At 34.1% G+C, this 18,911-nt stretch carries 11 protein-coding genes; all 11 read right to left on the minus strand.

All coding sequences use genetic code 11. The features are described 5' to 3' along the window. Position 1 precedes the first annotated feature (1 nt). Positions 2-904 carry a heme o synthase gene (gene cyoE, locus JI750_RS01820; RefSeq protein WP_201998587.1) on the minus strand — a complete coding sequence of 301 codons (903 nt, stop codon included), beginning with the start codon at positions 902-904 and terminating at the stop codon, positions 2-4. Positions 905-1,063: 159 nt separating this feature from the next. After that, complete coding sequence (locus JI750_RS01825) at positions 1,064-3,187, minus strand: gliding motility outer membrane protein RemB (RefSeq protein ID WP_201998588.1); 2,124 nt, start codon at positions 3,185-3,187, stop codon at positions 1,064-1,066. Positions 3,188-3,206: 19 nt separating this feature from the next. Next, positions 3,207-3,950, minus strand: a complete 744-nt coding sequence (gene deoC / locus JI750_RS01830) for a deoxyribose-phosphate aldolase (RefSeq protein WP_201998589.1) — start codon at positions 3,948-3,950, stop codon at positions 3,207-3,209. Between the two features lie 115 nt (positions 3,951-4,065). Further along, the gene (locus JI750_RS21975; protein ID WP_201998590.1) at positions 4,066-4,449 is read right to left on the minus strand and encodes a VanZ family protein; all 384 of its coding nucleotides are present in this window, start codon (positions 4,447-4,449) and stop codon (positions 4,066-4,068) included. Continuing rightward, positions 4,442-4,822 carry a glycine cleavage system protein GcvH gene (gene gcvH / locus JI750_RS01840; RefSeq protein ID WP_201998591.1) on the minus strand — a complete coding sequence of 127 codons (381 nt, stop codon included), beginning with the start codon at positions 4,820-4,822 and terminating at the stop codon, positions 4,442-4,444. The genes JI750_RS21975 and gcvH overlap by 8 nt, the downstream gene beginning before the upstream one ends. 86 nt (positions 4,823-4,908) lie before the next feature. Beyond that, on the minus strand, positions 4,909-12,111 hold the full coding sequence (gene sov / locus JI750_RS01845; protein ID WP_201998592.1) for a T9SS outer membrane translocon Sov/SprA: 7,203 nt from the start codon (positions 12,109-12,111) through the stop codon (positions 4,909-4,911). Positions 12,112-12,136: 25 nt separating this feature from the next. Then, a complete protein-coding gene (gene ruvA, locus JI750_RS01850) occupies positions 12,137-12,718 on the minus strand; it encodes a Holliday junction branch migration protein RuvA (protein WP_111364852.1) in 582 nt (193 codons plus the stop codon). A gap of 78 nt (positions 12,719-12,796) precedes the next feature. Beyond that, positions 12,797-15,088: an NADP-dependent malic enzyme gene (locus JI750_RS01855; RefSeq protein ID WP_201998593.1), complete on the minus strand. Its 2,292-nt coding sequence runs from the start codon at positions 15,086-15,088 to the stop codon at positions 12,797-12,799. A gap of 154 nt (positions 15,089-15,242) precedes the next feature. After that, entirely contained in the window at positions 15,243-15,668 is a 426-nt protein-coding gene (locus JI750_RS01860; RefSeq protein ID WP_111364849.1) for a CBS domain-containing protein, read from the minus strand. A 288-nt stretch (positions 15,669-15,956) separates the two neighbouring features. Then, entirely contained in the window at positions 15,957-17,969 is a 2,013-nt protein-coding gene (locus tag JI750_RS01865; protein ID WP_201998594.1) for an OmpA family protein, read from the minus strand. Positions 17,970-17,977: 8 nt separating this feature from the next. Beyond that, positions 17,978-18,889, minus strand: a complete 912-nt coding sequence (locus tag JI750_RS01870) for a PorP/SprF family type IX secretion system membrane protein (protein ID WP_201998596.1) — start codon at positions 18,887-18,889, stop codon at positions 17,978-17,980. Between the last annotated feature and the right edge of the window lie 22 nt (positions 18,890-18,911).

Consider the following 18,911-nt stretch of genomic DNA (forward strand, 5'->3'; position numbering starts at 1 on the left):
ATTATCTTAAAAATTTATCTACTATAAATACAATTTGCAAAAGCGAAATATAAGAAACGCTTACCAGCATCAATGTTCTTGCTGCTTTTGCGGTTCTTAGCTTATACAAACGAACTGCATAAAAAAGCATCCAAATCCCCAACAGAAACACTAAAACTGCTGCAATTGGAGAAATAAACAATTGTCCTGTAAAACCTAATACCGGTAATAACGACGCTATGATAAGCCAAATTGTATACAATATGATTTGCAATGCTGTTCCTTTATCTTTTTTACCTGTCGGAAGCATAAAGATTCCTGCTTTCTCATAGTCTTCATACAAAAACCATCCGATAGACCAAAAATGTGGAAACTGCCAAAAAAATTGAATCAAAAATAAGGTTCCTGCCTCAATACCAAATTCGCCTGTCGCCGCTACCCATCCTAACATAAACGGAATCGCACCAGGAAAAGCTCCAACAAAAACAGATAAAGAAGTAACCGTTTTTAATGGCGTATAAATACTTGTATATAAAAATATAGAAATCGCAGCAAACATGGCCGACTTCGCATTTATTGTATAAAGAAGTGCAATACCAATAATAGTAAGCAGACTTGCCACTAATAAAGCTACTTTTGGAGACATACGTCCTGAAGGAACTGGACGGTTTTTAGTACGGTCCATTAAAGAATCAATATCTTTTTCGATTACTTGGTTAAAAGCGTTTGAAGCTCCAACCATACAGTAACCTCCAACTGCCAAAACAGCCAAAACACTCCATTTAAAAGGATGATCAGAATCTACTCCTAATAAATATCCAGCGATTGAAGAAAACAATACACTAATAGCCAGACCAGCTTTAGTAATCTCTTTAAAATCTAGAAATATTGATTTGATTGATAATGTATTTTTTGCAGCGTTCAATACCGTTGTATTTTGTGTATTTTTTTTGAGTGGTGCAAATGTACAAATTAGATTGTAGAATATAAACCTATAAAAATAGATTTTTTTCAATAAAGCCTTTACAAATTAAGATCTCAGCATTCTTTAACACTATTATTTCGAAAAATCTTATTAAAAAGACTAGTAATCAAAATACCAATTAAAAATATCTGAACGTAATCCAACACTAAACCAAGTTGTACTTTGCTTAAAAGTTACTGCTGTTTCTTGAGTTGGGTCAAAATTTCTGTAGATCAAACTTCCAAATAACTTCAAGTTTGTCATCGGGTTAATTAAATATCCTCCTTGAACATCAGCAATAAAAACACTAGTTTTATTTCCCTGTCCAATTTTTACACCTGTATCGTACGGACGTTTCACGTCATAACTTTTATAAATATTCCCTCCATAGTTATAAGAGTCTGCTGCAGTATCAAAATCTAAACCTCTGGTTCCAACTGTCAGCTTAGCATCGGCAAGCCAACGCCCTTTGTGGTATCTTGCAATTGCGATAAGTTCTTTAAAATTTCCTCCCCATTGATGACCAACACTCTGATTGTTGTGCCCGTAATTGGTAATAACTGCACTGTGCGAGTATACGTACGGACGAACGCTATTCAACTCAACCTGAAGCAATAGATCTTTTACATTAAATGCATTGAAATATTTTGCTCCGAATTGAAAGCCAAATTTGTTTTTCCAGCTTTGATTCCCCGCTCCAACATCAGAAACAGAAAATTCATCAATTAAAAATTGCGAATACAGATTTATACTATTATTCCATTTGTATTTACCTGTAATTCCCAAAAGTGCATTTCCGCTTTTAGACGAAGATCCAAATTCTACCGCACGATAAAAAATAATCGGATTAACAAAATTAGCATCAAAACCTCTATTATTAGTATTTGTCCAAACTACAGATTCAAAAAAACCTAAGTTTACTCTATTCGAAACATTCCAGCTCAAATAATGATTTGCCATGAATTTTGTTGCGTAAGTTTTTTCAGCCGTTACTTCTGGACGAACATCTTTCATCCACATATACGTATTGGTATATTTAATTTTCCAAAATTTAGTGTTGATTTTAAAGTATGGGTACGGACTTGCTCCATCGCTTTCCAACAAAGAACGATAACCATCACCTATAAAATTTCTTCCGTAACCCAATTGAAAATCAAATATTTTTCCCGGAGCGAAGGTAATATTCGCTTCTGCTAAAGGGAAATCATAAGCATCTGTCTTGAATCTTTTTGCAATTCCAACCCCCGGAATTATCGCTGGATTTCCACCTGATGGCTTAATAGATTCAGCATAATCGTTAAAATATCCCGCAAATCGTCCCTGACTTTCAAAAAATGTAGTCGTAAAGTTGATTTGTTTTCCCAAACCTCCTCTAAAATTAATTGCTCTAGTGTTCACGTAAGTATAAGAAGCATCAAGATCTGAAGCTTTACCCATTTGTAAATCCACAATCGGATTTAAGGCAAACCAATAGTCTTCTCCTTGAATCTGAACTAAATTTTCATTCCACCATTTTCTTCCTAACCAAGTTGAAGTTTTTTTCTGCAATGACTCATTAACCGCTCTTAAATTATAATACTTTGAAACCTCAGCGTAAGTATAAGGCTTAGATGCCGTGTGATTATTACTCCCGACTTGATTCATTTCTGCATCAAACTGTGCATAATAGCTGTGAGAAAATGGGATATTTAAATGACTATCAAATTCAGGATTATTGTATTTTTTGTATACAATACTATCCAATTCTGTCATTGGTTTCTCTGCGGGTTTTAAAATTTCTGCCGCTGCCTGAGCTTCTGCTGCAAGCTGTGCCGAACTTTTTAATGGTATATCAATAGAAATAGTATATTTAGAATACGTTGGCTTTCCGTTGTAAGTTGAAGGTTTTATTTTTGGAAATGTCCCGAATACTCTTTTTGCCTCTTCAGACAATTCTTCTGTTTCTGCAGAAACATAAATCACTTTGAATTCTCCTTCGACATTTACTTCAAAAAGTAATTTTACTGCTCCTTTGTAATTGTTTTGTTTTAATTTTTCAGGAATTTGAAAATTGTTAAACACAAAATCCTGAACTTCTTTATAAAAACAGGTTTCTAATTTTTTTCCTTCCAAATTTTCGCAGTTAGGAAAAACTGGAAATTTCTCTGCTACGAAACCAGGTTGAACCGAAGAATTACCATTTTGCTGAGCAGAAACAATAAAGAACGAAGAAATTAAAACAAGGGACAAAAAAAACTTATTCACTTAAAATTGGGGTATTTATTTAATATTGATTTGGGGAAGTTTCTCCATTTGCAATTGCTTTTGCTGCCGAGGTACCTATACGTTTTACTCCTAAACGAATCATTTCTACAGCTTCTTCAAATGACCGAACTCCTCCTGCTGCTTTTACTGAAAGTGGCGAAGCATTTTCTAGCATTATAATTATTGCTGGAACTGTTGCTCCATTTGGAAGACCATTCTCTGTTTTATAAAAACCTGTAGACGATTTCACAAAAACAGACTCAAAATCATCTTCTTTAAAATTAGAAACTACAACATGTTTTATTAAAGAAGACAACTGAATAATTTCTTTATCTGTTAAAGCCGCAACTTCGATAATCCATTTTACTGTTTTATCATTTGCCAATCCTATCTGTGTCCCGATTAAGATTTCTTTTTTTACTAAATCGAGATCGCCATTTTTAAAAGCCTCATAGTTACAGACAAAATCTAAATCGTCAGCTCCATTTGCAATGGCTTCGTTTGCTTCCATAATTTTGTCTTCTAAACTTGACTTTCCCTCTGGAAAATCAATCACGGTTCCAACTAACAAAACAGAATTGGCTTCTGCAATCATTTTTTTTGCCAAAGAAACATATTCGGGACGAATCATTATTAGTTTAAAACCTTCTTGGATTGCTTCGGCTATTGCATTTTTAACCACAACAGTATTTTCTGCTTCCGAAAGACCAGCTTGCGATGCAGTTTTTAAATACGTAGAGTCTAAATATTGCTTTACATTCATTTTGTTTGAAGTTGCAGAAAACCAGCACAAAAGTACATTTTAAATTGAAAAAACACAGCTTTTTAAGTGCCTGATTTTATTGTAATAAAAAACCCACCGAAGTGGGTTTTCTAAATTATATTTTATCGATTTGCTTTTTAAATCCGATTGCAGAAAAAACTGCAACAAAAGCTCCAAGTGCATTTGCTAAAATATCTGTGACATCTGCGCTTCTTGTTACTGTAAGAGCATTTTGAAGGATTTCGATTGTAATTCCGAAAAAAACAGAAAATATAAAAGAAATTAAATACGCTTTATATTCATCCGAATCCTTTCCTTTTAGTTCTTTTTTGAAAAACAAAATCCATGAAATTGTAAATCCAAAATGAAAACAGAAATGTACAATTTTATCAATACTCGGAAAATTAACCGCTGGTATATTACTAGAATCTGTTAGACAAAAATAAGTAATGATTCCCGAGCAGATAATTGCCCAAATTAATAAGAGTTGTTTAGGCACCGATTAAATCTTTATAAGCTTGATCAGATAATAACGTATCAATTTCTGAAGCATCAGCAATTTTTATTTTAATCATCCATCCAGCTCCATAAGGATCTGAATTTACAGTTTCAGGAGCACTTTCTAAATCATCATTAAAAGCGATGATTTCACCTGTTAATGGTAAAAATAAATCAGAAACTGTTTTTACAGCCTCAACTGTTCCAAAAACTTCATCTTTATCTAGTGTCTGGTCTAAAGTTTCTACCTCAACATACACGATATCTCCTAACTCTTTTTGTGCAAAATGAGTAATTCCTACAGTCGCAACATCTCCTTCGATGCTAACCCATTCGTGATCTTTTGTGTACTTTAAATTTGCTGGTATGCTCATAATAGTTGTGTTTGAAAATTGATTGTTTAAAATTTAAGCCACAAATGTAATAATCTTCTAATAAAATCTAGTTTAGAAACTAAAATTTAATTTCCGAAATTATAACGAAGTGTGAAACCTGATCTTATATTCGTTAAAGGGAAAGAAGTTGAAATAACTGCTTTCGAGAACGAATGGTCATAATAGAATATTGCTGTTAAGTTTTTACTGAAAGCATAATCTGCTGTCAATTTCAACGTCCATATATTCTGTCCTGCTGCTAGCTGGTTATTATCGTAATCTAAATAGCGAACTAGAGTTTCGTTATTTCGATATGAAAAATCGGCTTTTATATTGATATCACTTTTAATAATTCCAGTCGGATTATCTGCCAATCTAGACGAAATAATTACATCTTTAAAACGATATCCTACTCCTACTACGTACTCTACTCCTCTAACTTCTGTCAATAAATTATTGTCAAAACTCATAGACAAAGCACGGTCTTTTTTAACTTCTGTTAATAAACGGAATGAATTTTTCAGCTCAAAATCAACTCGAAGAAGCGGACTAAACTGCTCTACTAAGTTAACATTAGACATAATCGTTTTATTAAAAAAGTTCGTATTTACGTCTTGACCACCTGGGTTTTCTAAATAATCAAAGTTAGATCTAAACTGGCTAATTGTATAAGATGCTCTATAATTATGCTGTAATGAAAAACGTCTAAAATGATCTTTAAAATATTTATAACGCATTAAACCATTGTATTTCACATTCCAGTTCGGAATAGGGAAACTTCTAAAAATACTTGTCGAACTACTTGAAGCATCTCCTCCTGTGTAGGCCGCCATAAAGGAAGGCAGCAAGACAGCTTGATTACTTTTTGAGAAACCAATAGGATATCCTTCATTTGCAACATATATTTTATAATTAGGATCTGTTTCAGCTGGAATAGGATTATTTGCATCTCCATATCTAGGAATTGCTCCTCCACCATAGTGCTCTTCTGCCAAACGATTTGCAATAACCAAACGATTGCTTCTAAACTCGTCAAATGCAGCTGAAACCGTTTCCGTACTTGTTGAAAATGCTGTTTTAATTAATACCGTCGAAATAGAAAACATCCCATAGCTGTATGGTGATAATGGTATGTACTCTCCTGTATTTTGGTCTACACTATATTGTTCTGATGAGTTTTCAGAATAAGCACGATCCATAGCCAAATCAATTTTTAAGTCAGGCAATAAATCAACATTTGCTGTTACTTTCAAAAGTTTATTGCTTACCTGCGTAAAGTTTTGGTTAAAATTCTGATAGCTGGTCAGCCATCCGTTTTTAGCCGCTTCAAAACGAACATCATCTTGGCTACCAAATACGAATCCTAAAGAAGGTTTTGATGTGCCAAAGAAACCAACGCCTGGAATATAACCTGGTAAAACGGTACCATTATTTTTTGTATAGTTAATCTGAACGTTTTTAATACTTGTCAAAACTCCAATCAAGCCATCATAAAAAGGATTGCTGCTTGTAACAGGTTTAGCTGTATTTACAATTTTCTCTCCTGGTTTTGGCGGTGCCGCAGGTTTTGTTGCTTTTGCTGGTTTTGAGCCTGGTGTCAGACCTAAATATTTATACAGTGTATTCATATTTAATGTCGTAGACAGAGTATTCGAATTAGCATTCTGAACTGTATTCCCTAAATCCCAAGATGTTCCATTTTCATCAACATACTGAGAAAGTGCTGTTGATGATCTTTGCCAATTGTAATCTGCCGTATACGAATAAGTAGCTTTTACGAAACTGAATATTGGAATTTTATTAATTGGAATATCATAGTTTAAAACCAATTGCTGTAAATGCTGGTTTGGTATACCGGTATCAAAATAATCATCCCAGATATTAAAGTCTTCTTTTGGAGTATTGTCGTCATTCAAAAAGTTTCTTACAATATTATTAGACGCCGCAGTATAATTTAATTTTAAAGATTTTGTCAAATTAAATCCAAAACCATATTGATAGTTAAACGCAAAGTTTCTTCTGTAAAGAGGATCCAAACCAATACCTTCTACATCAACCTGTCTGTACTGCTGGCGATTACTTTGTCTTAAAATATTAGTATTAAACGAAACATTCGAAGGAAGATAGTTTATATTAAAGTCGCTTAACAATTTCCAATATTCACTTGTTTTCATGAATTTGGTCTGCTTAAACGGAACTACTTCTTTTGGCTGAAAAGTATAAGCATAGTTAACCGAAGTATTAGATTGCTCATCTTCATAGTTTTCAACTTCATAATCATGTCGTTCTACCTGATTATACGATTGAGAGAACGTAAAGTTTTCTACATCATAAACGTGCGGTTTTTGTTCTGGCGCTCTATCCTTTCTTACCCCAATAAAATTGATACTTTTACGCTTGGTATAATCTACTGCTCGCGTTCTAATATTATCTTTTTCTGCTGGGTCTGTCGTTTCTGCTATTAACTGATCTAATTTAATATCCTGATTAAACGGATCATATTCTGGCGTGATAACTTCTTCCCCAATTGCATAATTGAAAGGAAGATTAATACCCCATTTTGGAGGAAGCAGTTTCCCTAAATTTATATTAGTTACAATGTTATACTGCTGGATGTCTTCACGATCTCTCTCGTTGGCTCCTTGCTCCAAAGAACCAAAACCAATTGTACTTTTTTTACCTGAGGCAGACAATGTCATTAAATCGGCCATATTAGTATCTACATTCAGCAACGCAGCCATACCGCCTTTGTTTTCCAAGTCAGACATACGAAGTTCATTAAACCAAACTTCTCCCAGAATATCTTTATGGTTTGCTGCACTTTTTACTCCGACCATCAGATTTCGGACTAAACCAAAATTTGGATTTCCTTTAATACCTAAAGTTAATTTACCATCTTGGTCACCACCTTCTACATCAGGATCTCGGTCTGGATAATAAATACCGTTTATATCTCTTTTTGGCGAGTTAATATCGATATTCATCCCTAAGATTTTCATTCTTGTCAATAAAGACAGGGCCAAATCAATACTATTTTCTTCAAGCCAGACCTGATCTGCGCTAATTGTACAAGACCCACCTGTTCTTGTTATTTTTAACGGAATCTCAACTTGATAAAAGTTCTGTGTAAAGTCGTTACCAAAACGAATAAATCCGATCATTTCATCATCCAAAAGCTGCGTCTCATTTGGAAGTGATTCTGCATGAAGGAACATTTTCAGTTTTTTGTACTGACGCATATCAACACTTACATTTTTGAAAACTGCTCTTGAATCTTGATATTCTAATCCTGAACCTGCTATTCGAACCGCCAAAGACTGCTCGTTTTGGTTAATGATTGTATTATTATTGTACAATTGCTCTCTTTGAACTCCCGGCGGAATAACATAATTTACAGGGCATTTTGTACCATTTTCTTGAATATTCACAGCAGCAACATCAAATTGAGTTCCGTCATCATCAGGGTTTGTATCATTTGCATCCAGTGTTCCTGTATACTTTCTCCATTCTCCCCTAACCAAATCTAAAGCTCCAAAACGAACCGTCATTTGCTCATTAAACCCAGTCATAAACATACGCATGAAACGAATCGATCTAAAATCGCTAATATTCCCAATCGTGTTTTGAGGTTTTGAAACAGGAATTTTAAACTGAATCCACCTTGCATTGGTTGAACTTCCATTTGGAAGTTCAACATTTTGAACTTCTCTAATATCTGTGATATAATTTTCTCCAACCTGCATTCCAGGTCTTACATCAATACTATATTCATAATATGCATTGATTGTACTCATCGTATTGTCACGATTAATATCTTCAACGTCTGGAAGAGTTGTAGAACCACGGTTTGGATCGTCAACACTTACTGCAGAGTTTCCTTCTGTCCCATTATATTTTTTATAGCGCTCCAAAACGCCTCCTTCTGTATTTAAGAAGTACTTATAGTTATCTGCAGCTGGATCTTCTTCTCCAGCATAATTGGTATAAACAGATGCTTCTTTTGCGTCTGGCAAACCGTCTAAACCAACATCTTGATTCTTACGATTGTCTGGATTGGTATCAAATGCATAAATCAATGATTGAGACGCTGGCACATCTCCCCAAATTGGCTGCGGATTAACCATTACTTGATCTGGCCCTAAACCATTTTCATACTGTTTTCTCCCGTCTTTCAGAACATCTTCAGAAACCTCTCCTAAATTGAAATAAATTTTTCCACTATTAGTACCTTGAGCTTGTCCATTACCAACATAAGGGTCAAGCACCCAAAACTGAATGTATTCGACATTTCCTTGCTCAAAGTTTGTAGAGTTCAAAGCACGCATAATTCCCCCAAAATTACTTGATGGGCTACTAGCTCCAAAATTAGGATTATTATTATACGGTCCTCTATCTGATGGATAATACGTCAAATCTAACGTATTAATAACCTGAATCTGTCCTTGTGCAATATCTGTATTTGGATAAAGCTCTTTGCTGTAAATTCTTCTCGTCGTATTTAAGGACAAATCATCATTTGAAATTCCAGACGGTTTTGAAGTAAAGAAAATTGGATCAATAGTGTACCAAGATAATTTAGCTCGCTTATAACCATACTCTAAAGTATTGGAGTTTGCATTAAAAGTATTATCTGTAGCAGAATTGATAAATGGTGTTGAAGCCAAACTCCATGCATACGCAGACCTCATATCGATTGTAGTCTGAGTACCTTCAAAATCATCTATATAAATAGTAGCTTCTCCTTCAAAATCGCTTGCTTTTGGAGCATCAGGTTTCAAAAATGCAACTTCCCCGCGAATAGAAAGATTAGAAGGAACATCTGTGTCTATATTTGGCAATTTATTAGCTAATCTTGTCAAAAATGGAACTTCTGTTGAATAGTTTCCGTTGAAACCAAAAATACTATTATTTACAGATTCTTGTCCGTAGCTTGATTTTTGAGTAAAAGGACGTTCTGTCATTTTTAAGAAAGTACCTCCAACAACAAACTTTTCAGAAATTTTATGTTCAATATTAAAGCCCATGAATCTTCTTGTCTGTTGACCGAAAATTGAATTGTTTTCTAATGAAACTTCAATCGGCGTATTAGAAGCTTGAAGTGAAGGATCTAATATCTGTACTCTCCCTAATTGATAATCTACACTATAATCAATACCTTCTACTAAAACACGTCCTGCAGCAGTTACAACAACAGATCCCTGCGGAACGTTAAAAGCACCGATTGGAATACCATTACTTCCAGAAGATTTATATTTTCCTCTTAATAAGAATTTGTTTTTATCACTATCCTGCAATGCACCTGCCTGAGTATTTTTGTACATGTTTCTAAATACATACTTCTTCTGGTTTGGATTGTATGTAGTTGGATCATTATAACTTTCCCCTGAATTGGTGTTTAATTTTCTAAATAAAAGCTCACCAAAAGGCTCTTTTGTTGTAAAAATAATTCGTGCATTCTGTACGTCAACAGTTACTCCTGGAACATAATCAAAGAATCCGTCTCCTCCTGTCTGCGGATCATTATTGTAATTTAAACGGTCAAGATTAAATACATTCAATAAAGGCGTTTGCTCTACCTTATCGTCTGGTCCTGGATTTGGAGGGAAAGTACTTCCTGTTACTGGTGTAATATAATTTATTGGCGAAGGATCCGTATAAAGAATATTAAGTCTAAAATCCTCTTGTTTGATTTGATAAGCCTGCGGAATCTGATAAACGTTTTTCATCATCAAGTTCCAAACTGGATTTTGCACATTTGTCAAACTACTTTTCAGCATTTTTAAAACCAAACTCTGCGTTACAATTGCCTGATTGGCATTGTTGTTTCCTGTAACTACAGTTGCATCTACACCATCACTCCCGAATTCTCCTACTTGATAGGTTTTTCCTCCAACAGTATATTCAAATGCAACTGCTAAAATCTCGTCATTGGCTAAACGCTGTTGTAACGAAATGTAGCCTAACTGTGCATTAAAAGTAAATTCGTTTGCAGTTAATTTTCTAGCATTTTCGAGAACAGAATAATCGGTTCCTTCATTTACGTTCGTGTTATTAAATCCAGATTTTGCTGTTACAATCTCTCGAATATTAGAATTTAGGTAACTTCCTGCTTTTCCAATTGATGCTGGATCGTATTTGTTATTTGTATTATCGGTCGGAGAATCTATAGGATTATTAAAAAATCCTGCTGGATTTGTAATTACAACAACTTCATTATCTGGAACACCAGAAACCTGTCCTTCTCCTAAATCCTGAAGTGCAATAACGTTTCTTAAGTTATTATTTGATGTAGTTACTCTATTCTGTTTATTTGTTACCCATACTTCAATTCTCGTAACTTGAACACGGCTATCAATTAATGGATAATTTCTAAGAGAAGCATCGTACTTATTTCTAAAGTATTGTGATAAGAAGAAATGTCGGTCATTATCATAATCTAATGCAAATAAATCAAAGTTTTGTACGGTACCGCCACCCTCTGCGACTATACTTTTGGTTTGTGACTTCTGTTCTGAGAAAACTCCCGTAACGGTTGTCTTACCAAATTGCAATTGGGCTTTCACACCAAATAAACTTTGCGCACCACGAATAAGTGTACTATTTAATGGCATGCTAACGTTACCCACCTCAACTTTCTGAACAATATCATCTTCTGAAGGTGTATAAGCCAGTTTAAATAAATTCTGAAAAGCAAACGTTGATTGTGTATCGTAATTGGCATTTACTTCAAGACGGGTTCCAATTTTCCCCATCAAACTCATACTGATTCTTTGATCAAAATCAAAAGTTAAAGAAGATCTGTTTCTTGGCGAAAATGAAGGGTTGTCTTGTTTGGTGTAGCGCATACCCAAGTCCATTTCTACTGATCCTGTGGGCTTTACATCTATGGTATTACTTCCAAAAATGCTTTCAAATAAACTCGAGTTGATGTAATATCTTGGCAATAAATCTTTTTTGGCTGCTTCGGCGCCAGCTTTTTTACCATCAATGGCATCTGATTTTTTTCTAAAATAATTTCGTCTTGATTCTTTTAGAACTAAATCTTCGTATTCTTTTGGAGTTAAAATTAAAGGGTAATTGATAGAGAAACCATCAACTGAATTAGTGTAAATATAACGATCTGTAATAGGATCGTATCTGTATGCAGAAAGCACGCTCGGAGGATCTTCGAGCTCTATCTTACCTACTGAAAACTGAGTTTTAGTTGTATCTTGGGCCGCCGGTGTGACCTGTGCACGCAAAACATTACCGCAGAGTAATACCAGCAACAAAATACAAATTTTACGCATAGAATTCTTTTATATAAAATGAAATTTATAAGCTTTTTAAAGCCTTTTTGATAATTGTTTCAGCAGTAGCTTCAGGATCTTCTTTTACAATTCTGTCCACCACTTTTTCAGAAGCTTTTCGCACAAAACCTAGAACTTCTAGAGCAGATAACGCTTCATCTCGGTTTCTATTGTTTTGAACAGCAAAAACTTCATCAATATTATACAATTTAACAACTTTTTCCTTTAAATCTAGTATAACCCTTTGTGCTGTTTTGTTCCCAATCCCTTTGATAGACTGGATTATGCCTACATCTCCAGATGCAATGGCATTTATAATTTGCTTTGGCTCTATTGACGAAAGCATTGTTCTTGCGATTCCGGCTCCAATTCCTGAAACAGAAATCAGCATTCTAAAAATTTCGCGCTCTGATTTTTCAACAAAACCGTATAAAGTATGCGCATCTTCTTTAATTTGAAGATGCGTATACAATTTTATATTTTCAGAATTTGGAATTAAGGAGAAGGTGTGAAGTGATATATTCACCTGATAACCAACTCCACCACAATCAATTACAACCTCTGTAGGATTCTTTTCTACTAATCTCCCCTGCAACTGTGCTATCATAAATATAGTTTATTAGTATCAAATATAACAAAAATGCCATAAAACTACGACAAATTTGTTCAATCCTTGTAAGAACGTTTATTGTGTTATTTTATTCTTTTTGCTTTCTTTTTCCTGTGCATCAATAACAGCGATTGCTGCCATATTAACCATTTCTTCAACGCTAGCACCTAACTGGAAAATGTGAACTGGTTTGCCCATACCCATCATTATAGGTCCAATTGAATTCACCTTATACAATTCTTTCAACAATTTATAAGTAATATTTGCTGATTCTAAATTAGGGAAAACCAATGTATTTACTTTTTTTCCTGCTAATTTAGAAAATGGGAATTTCTCCTGAAGCATTTCTGGATTTAAAGCAAAATCTGCTTGAATTTCTCCATCAACAATTAACTCTGGGTGATTTTTGTGTAAATAAGCAACAGCTTCTCTAACTTTTGAAGCGCTTTCGCTAGTTGAAGAACCAAAGTTTGAAAACGAAACCATTGCGATAACTGGCTCAATTCCGAACATTTTTGCTGTTTTTGCCGTCATAATAGCAATGTTAATCAAATCTTGAGCAGATGGATTAATGTTAATTGCAGTATCTGACAAGAACATTGGTCCGCGAGATGTAAGCATCATGTTTGCAGTAGCAATAAGTGAAGCGTTTTGAGCTTTTGGAATCAACTGCATCATTGGTTTTACAACAGAAGGATAACTTCTAGAGTGCCCTGTTACCAATGCATCTGCCTCTCCTTCATTAACCATCATTGCTGCAAAGTAGTTTCTTTCGCGCATGAATTTTTCTGCATCTAGTTTAGAAACACCTCTTCTTCCTCTTGCTTCCCAAAATGATTTAGCAAATCTATTACGTCTTTCTGCTTCTTCATCTGTTTTAGGATCAATGATTTCAAGATCAGCATCAAAACCTAATTCTTGTTTCAATTCTAAAATCACTTCTTTGTTTCCTAACAAAATTGGGAATCCGATTCCGTCTTCGTAAACAATTTGAGCTGCTTTTAAAACGTTTAATTGATCTGCTTCTGCAAAAACAATTCTTTTTGGATCTAACTTAGCACGGTTTGTAATCAAACGCACCATTTTGTTATCGTTACCCATACGTTCGCGCAACACATCTTCGTAAGCTGCCCAATCTGTAATAGGATTTTTTGCTACTCCAGATTCCATTGCTGCTCTTGCAACTGCAGGCGCTACAACCGTAATCAATCTAGGGTCGAATGGCTTAGGAATGATATATTCTTGGCCAAAACCTAGTTTTGTTGCACCGTAAGCTACGTTTACTTGCTCTGGAACTGGTTCTTTTGCCAAAATAGCTAAAGCTTTTACAGCCGCCATTTTCATTTCTTCGTTTATTTTTGTCGCTCTTACGTCTAGCGCTCCTCTAAAGATATAAGGGAAACCTAATACGTTATTTACCTGATTAGGAAAATCTGAACGTCCCGTAGCCATAATAACATCTTTACGAGTTTCTACAGCCAAATTATAGTCGATTTCCGGATTTGGATTTGCCATTGCAAAAACAATAGGATTATTTGCCATTGTCAATAACATTTCTGGCGAAAGAATGTCTCCAGAAGATAATCCGATGAAAACATCAGCACCTTTTACGGCTTCGTCTAAAGGAATTTTAGTACCATCAATAGCATACTTTAACTGTAAATCTGATAAAGACGGATTGTCTTTTGTTAAAAGTCCTTTACTGTTGTACATTAAAATGTTCTCTACTTTTACTCCAAGCGAAACATATAAATCTGTACAAGCAATAGCAGCAGATCCTGCACCAGAAACTACCATTTTTACATCTTCTGCCTTTTTTCCTGCCAATTCAAGTGCATTGATTAAAGCTGCAGAAGAGATAATTGCCGTTCCGTGCTGATCGTCGTGCATTACTGGAATATCCAATTCTTCGATCAATCTTCTTTCGATTTCAAAAGATTCTGGAGCTTTGATATCTTCTAGATTGATACCTCCAAAAGTTGGAGCAATATTTTTTACAGTCTGAATGAATTCTTCAACATTTTCTGTATCAATTTCGATATCAAAAACATCAATATCTGAGAAAATTTTAAACAATAAACCTTTTCCTTCCATTACAGGTTTTCCTGCTTCTGGACCAATATTTCCAAGACCTAAAACAGCTGTACCGTTTGAAATTACGGCTACTAAATTTCCTTTTGCTGTATATTTATAAACATCTTCTTTGTTTGCTGCGATTTCTAAACATGGTTCTGCAACTCCTGGCGAATAAGCCAATGATAAGTCTCTTTGGGTTGCATATTTTTTTGTTGGAACTACCTGAATTTTTCCTGGAGTTGGCTCTGCGTGATACAGTAACGCTTCTCTTCTTTTACTCTCTTTGTTCATTGTTTTTAGCTTTTATTCTAGCTTACAAAGATATAAGTCTTGTTTTAAAATGGCGTCTTTTTAGCATTTTCTTTTCCTAAAATCTATTCGAATAAATAAAAAAAGTCCAATAGAAATTGGACTCGTTTGAATTTTTATCGTTTTTAGGTGTGCTTTATTGAGAAATATAAGAATTCAAATGGTTAATTGTGTCTTTCTGAATTTCTATAATTGCCTTCACTACATCACTGATTGAAATGACTCCAACCACATTTCCGTCTTCTAAAACAGGGAGGTGTCTTATTCTTTTTTCGCTCATAAGTTCCATACAATCTTCAAGATTATCTGAAAGTTTTACTGTAAAAACATGACTTTCCATAATCTCATGAACAAAAGTTTCTTTTGAAGATTTATCTTTCAGTACAATTTTTCGAGCATAATCTCTCTCCGATAATATTCCTTTTAAAATATTATCATCCATAACTAAAATTGCCCCAATGTTTTTTTCTCCCATAACTTTTAACGCATCATAAACCGTTAAATTGGAGAAAATAGAATAAACATTTCTTCCTTTTGCTTTAAGTATTTGATCTACAGTCATAATGAAAAATTTTTAGATTTATAAAGTTAAAACAAAAACCAACACAATTGGCAACGAAATCGATTTTTTAAAACATAATCAATTCATTTTAAACATAATACATCAAAATTTATATTTTCAAAATTATAGTGTAAAAAACAAAATCGTTTGGAATGCTTTTTTGATAAAAATTAGATTTTTTAACTATAAGTATTTCGTTACTCTGTAATTTAAAAAATACTTTATAACTAAAAAAACCCCTTTTCTAAAATTTAGAAAAGGGGTTTTATAATTTATAAAGAAGATGTTTTACAGTGATACAATAATAAACTCGCTTCGTCTATTTTGCATGTGCTGTTTTTCTGTACATTTTACTCCGTCTGCACATTTGTTTACTAATTGCGTTTCTCCATAACCTTTGGCACTTAATCTATCTTCGCTGATTCCTTTTTGAACTAACCAGTTTTTGGTTGATTGTGCTCTTTTTTCTGAAAGAATCTGATTGCTTTCTGAAGAAGAACGGCTGTCGGTATGCGAACGAATATCTAATTTCATGGTTGGATATTCATTTAAAAGATTCACCACTTTCATCAACTGTGGTTCTGATGTTTTCTTGATTGTTGCTTTACCTAAATCAAAGAAATTCATAGGCAGATTTAACAGTTTTGCAATATCTACTCCTACTCTTATAGAACCCACTTTTACTGGACTGATTGTCGTTTTTTTAATGGCTACAGTTTTTGCCACAAGAGGCTTAAACACTTTATTTAATGCGATAAGTTGAGTTGTTTCTCCTTTTTCTTTAAGAATTGTTACCACAACTTCTTTGGCATTATAATCGTTTTTAGCCGTTCTAATGGTGTATTTTTTACCACATCTTAAGTCAGGAAAAATGTAGTTCCCTTTTTCGTCTGTAGTAATTGTTCCAACTGGATCAAATTTTTCATTAAACAAAGTCAGAGAAGTATTGGCTAATATCTCATTTGTTTCTGCATCTGTAACTGTTCCAGATAAATTTTGTTCACAGATTAATCTTCTAGTTTCTGTAAATCTGTAAATATCATCTAAACCTAGTCCGTTTTCTCTGTTTGAAGAAAAGTAACCGCTTCTGCTTTTACTGTTAATACTGAAGGCAAAATCGTCTTGTTTACCATTTACAGGTTCTCCAACATTTAGAACATCATCATAAGTTCCGTTAGCTTTAATACGAGAAGCAAAAATGTCTAATCCACCTAAACCTGGACGTCCGTCTGTAGCAAAATATAATTCGTTATCTCCCGAAATAAAAGGAAAAGTTTCTCTTCCTTCTGTATTGATTGCTGATCCTAGATTTTCCGGTGTCCCAAAAGTTCCGTCTTGATTGATTACAACTTTGTAAATATCAGACTGACCGAACGTTCCTGGCATATCTGATGCAAAGTATAATGTTTTTTCGTCAACACTTAAAGCTGGATGTGCCGTACTATATTGGTCGCTATTGAACGGAAGTTCTTTTACATTCTGCCATATATTATCGATAAGCTCAGCTTTGTATAGTTTTAAAAGTGTTACGTTTTTGTCGTTACTTCTTCTTTTACCATCGGTAAAATTATTTCGGGTAAAATACATGGTGCGTCCGTCTTTTGTAAAAATCGGACTTGACTCATTAAAATTGTCTTTTTTTCTTTTTACTAAAAGTTCCGGCTTTCCAACACTTCCATCTGGCATTAAATCGGCTGTATACAATCTAGAAAACGATCTGTTTGTCCATTGAAAATTGGCTTTAACAACTCCGCCCGTATCGCGCGCAGAAGTAAAAATAATTTTATTGTTGTAAACAACGCTTCCGTAATCTGAATATCTAGAATTAACTCCGGCATCAGCAATTTGAAATCGGCCTGAGTTTTCTTTAATTTCTTCCAAATAGTTTTTATCACTTCTGATTAAATCTGCTCTTTTTTCTGCAGTTGCCTTTTGATTGAATTTCTGCAAAATCTCATCAGACTTGCGATAATCTCCTGCTGATTTTAATGATTGCGCATATCGGTATAAATATTCAGCATCTTGGTTTTCATTTATTACAAATAACTGTTCGTACCATTTTAATGCGCTTTTTAATTCTCCATTAAAATAATATGAATTTGCCAAACGCTGAATTATTCCTTGGTCGGTAGTCTGCTCAGTTACCAAACTCTCGTAAACTTTTATTGCATCCGCGTAAGCGTACTCTTCGTATTTTTTATCTGCATATTTTATGTTCATGTTTGTGAATGGGTTTTGTGCATTCACATTTGAAATAAAACTAGACAGTAAAAAGATCAAAATTAATTTTATAGCTTTCATAGGTTGTATTAAAAGAATCTTGGGGATATCATTTTATTGAAATTATTAAAGAATTCGAATCTTAAGAAAATCTCGTGAGATCCAGAATTGTATTTTCTTAATTGTGTCGTTTCATGGTCGTAACCATAACCTATATACATTCCTTTTGTAACTTGAAATCCTGCCATTGCACTCACAGAGGCGCTCCAACGGTAAGCAAGTCCTAAAACGAATTTGTCGTTGAACATGAAATTTCCAGAAACGTCAACTTGCAAAGGCGCTCCTTCTACCATTTTGGCCATTAAAGCTGGTTTGAATTTGATGTATTCTAAACGATCCAGATTAAATACATAACCTGCTATTAAATAGTAATTGATTTTCTCTTTGAAAATAGCCACATCCTCTGAATCATAACGATTTGTTTCTATAAAATTAGGAACCGATAATCCGATGTAAGCTCTGTCTGAATGATAATAAATTCCCGCTCCAACGTTTGGTGAAAATTTATTTTTTAGATTCTGAAATTGCGGATCGTCTTGATCTTCATAACTCAATTTATTAATATCGATATTGAAAAGATTGGCTGTTCCTTTTATACCAAAAGATAAATTCCATGATTCTGAAGTCGGAATTGTATAAGACAAATCTGCTGATAGCGTATTTTCTACCGTTGGTCCGATTTTATCATTTACCAAAGAAACTCCAAGTCCTAAATCGCTATTTTTTAAAGGTGTATTAACAGAAAATGTGCTCGTTTCTGGCGCTCCATCAAGTCCAATCCATTGTGTACGATATAAACCAAAAACGCTTAAAGCTCCTCTTGAACCTGCATACGCTGGATTGACTTCGATTGTGTTGTACATGTATTGTGTGTACTGCGCATCTTGCTGCGCATATGACACAATCGAAAAAAACATAAAAACTAAAATTAACTTTTTCATTTATTAAGTTTTAGAACGGCTT

It is taken from the genome of Flavobacterium tagetis (genome assembly GCF_016735615.1).
In the GTDB taxonomy this organism is placed as follows: Bacteria; Bacteroidota; Bacteroidia; order Flavobacteriales; family Flavobacteriaceae; genus Flavobacterium; species Flavobacterium tagetis.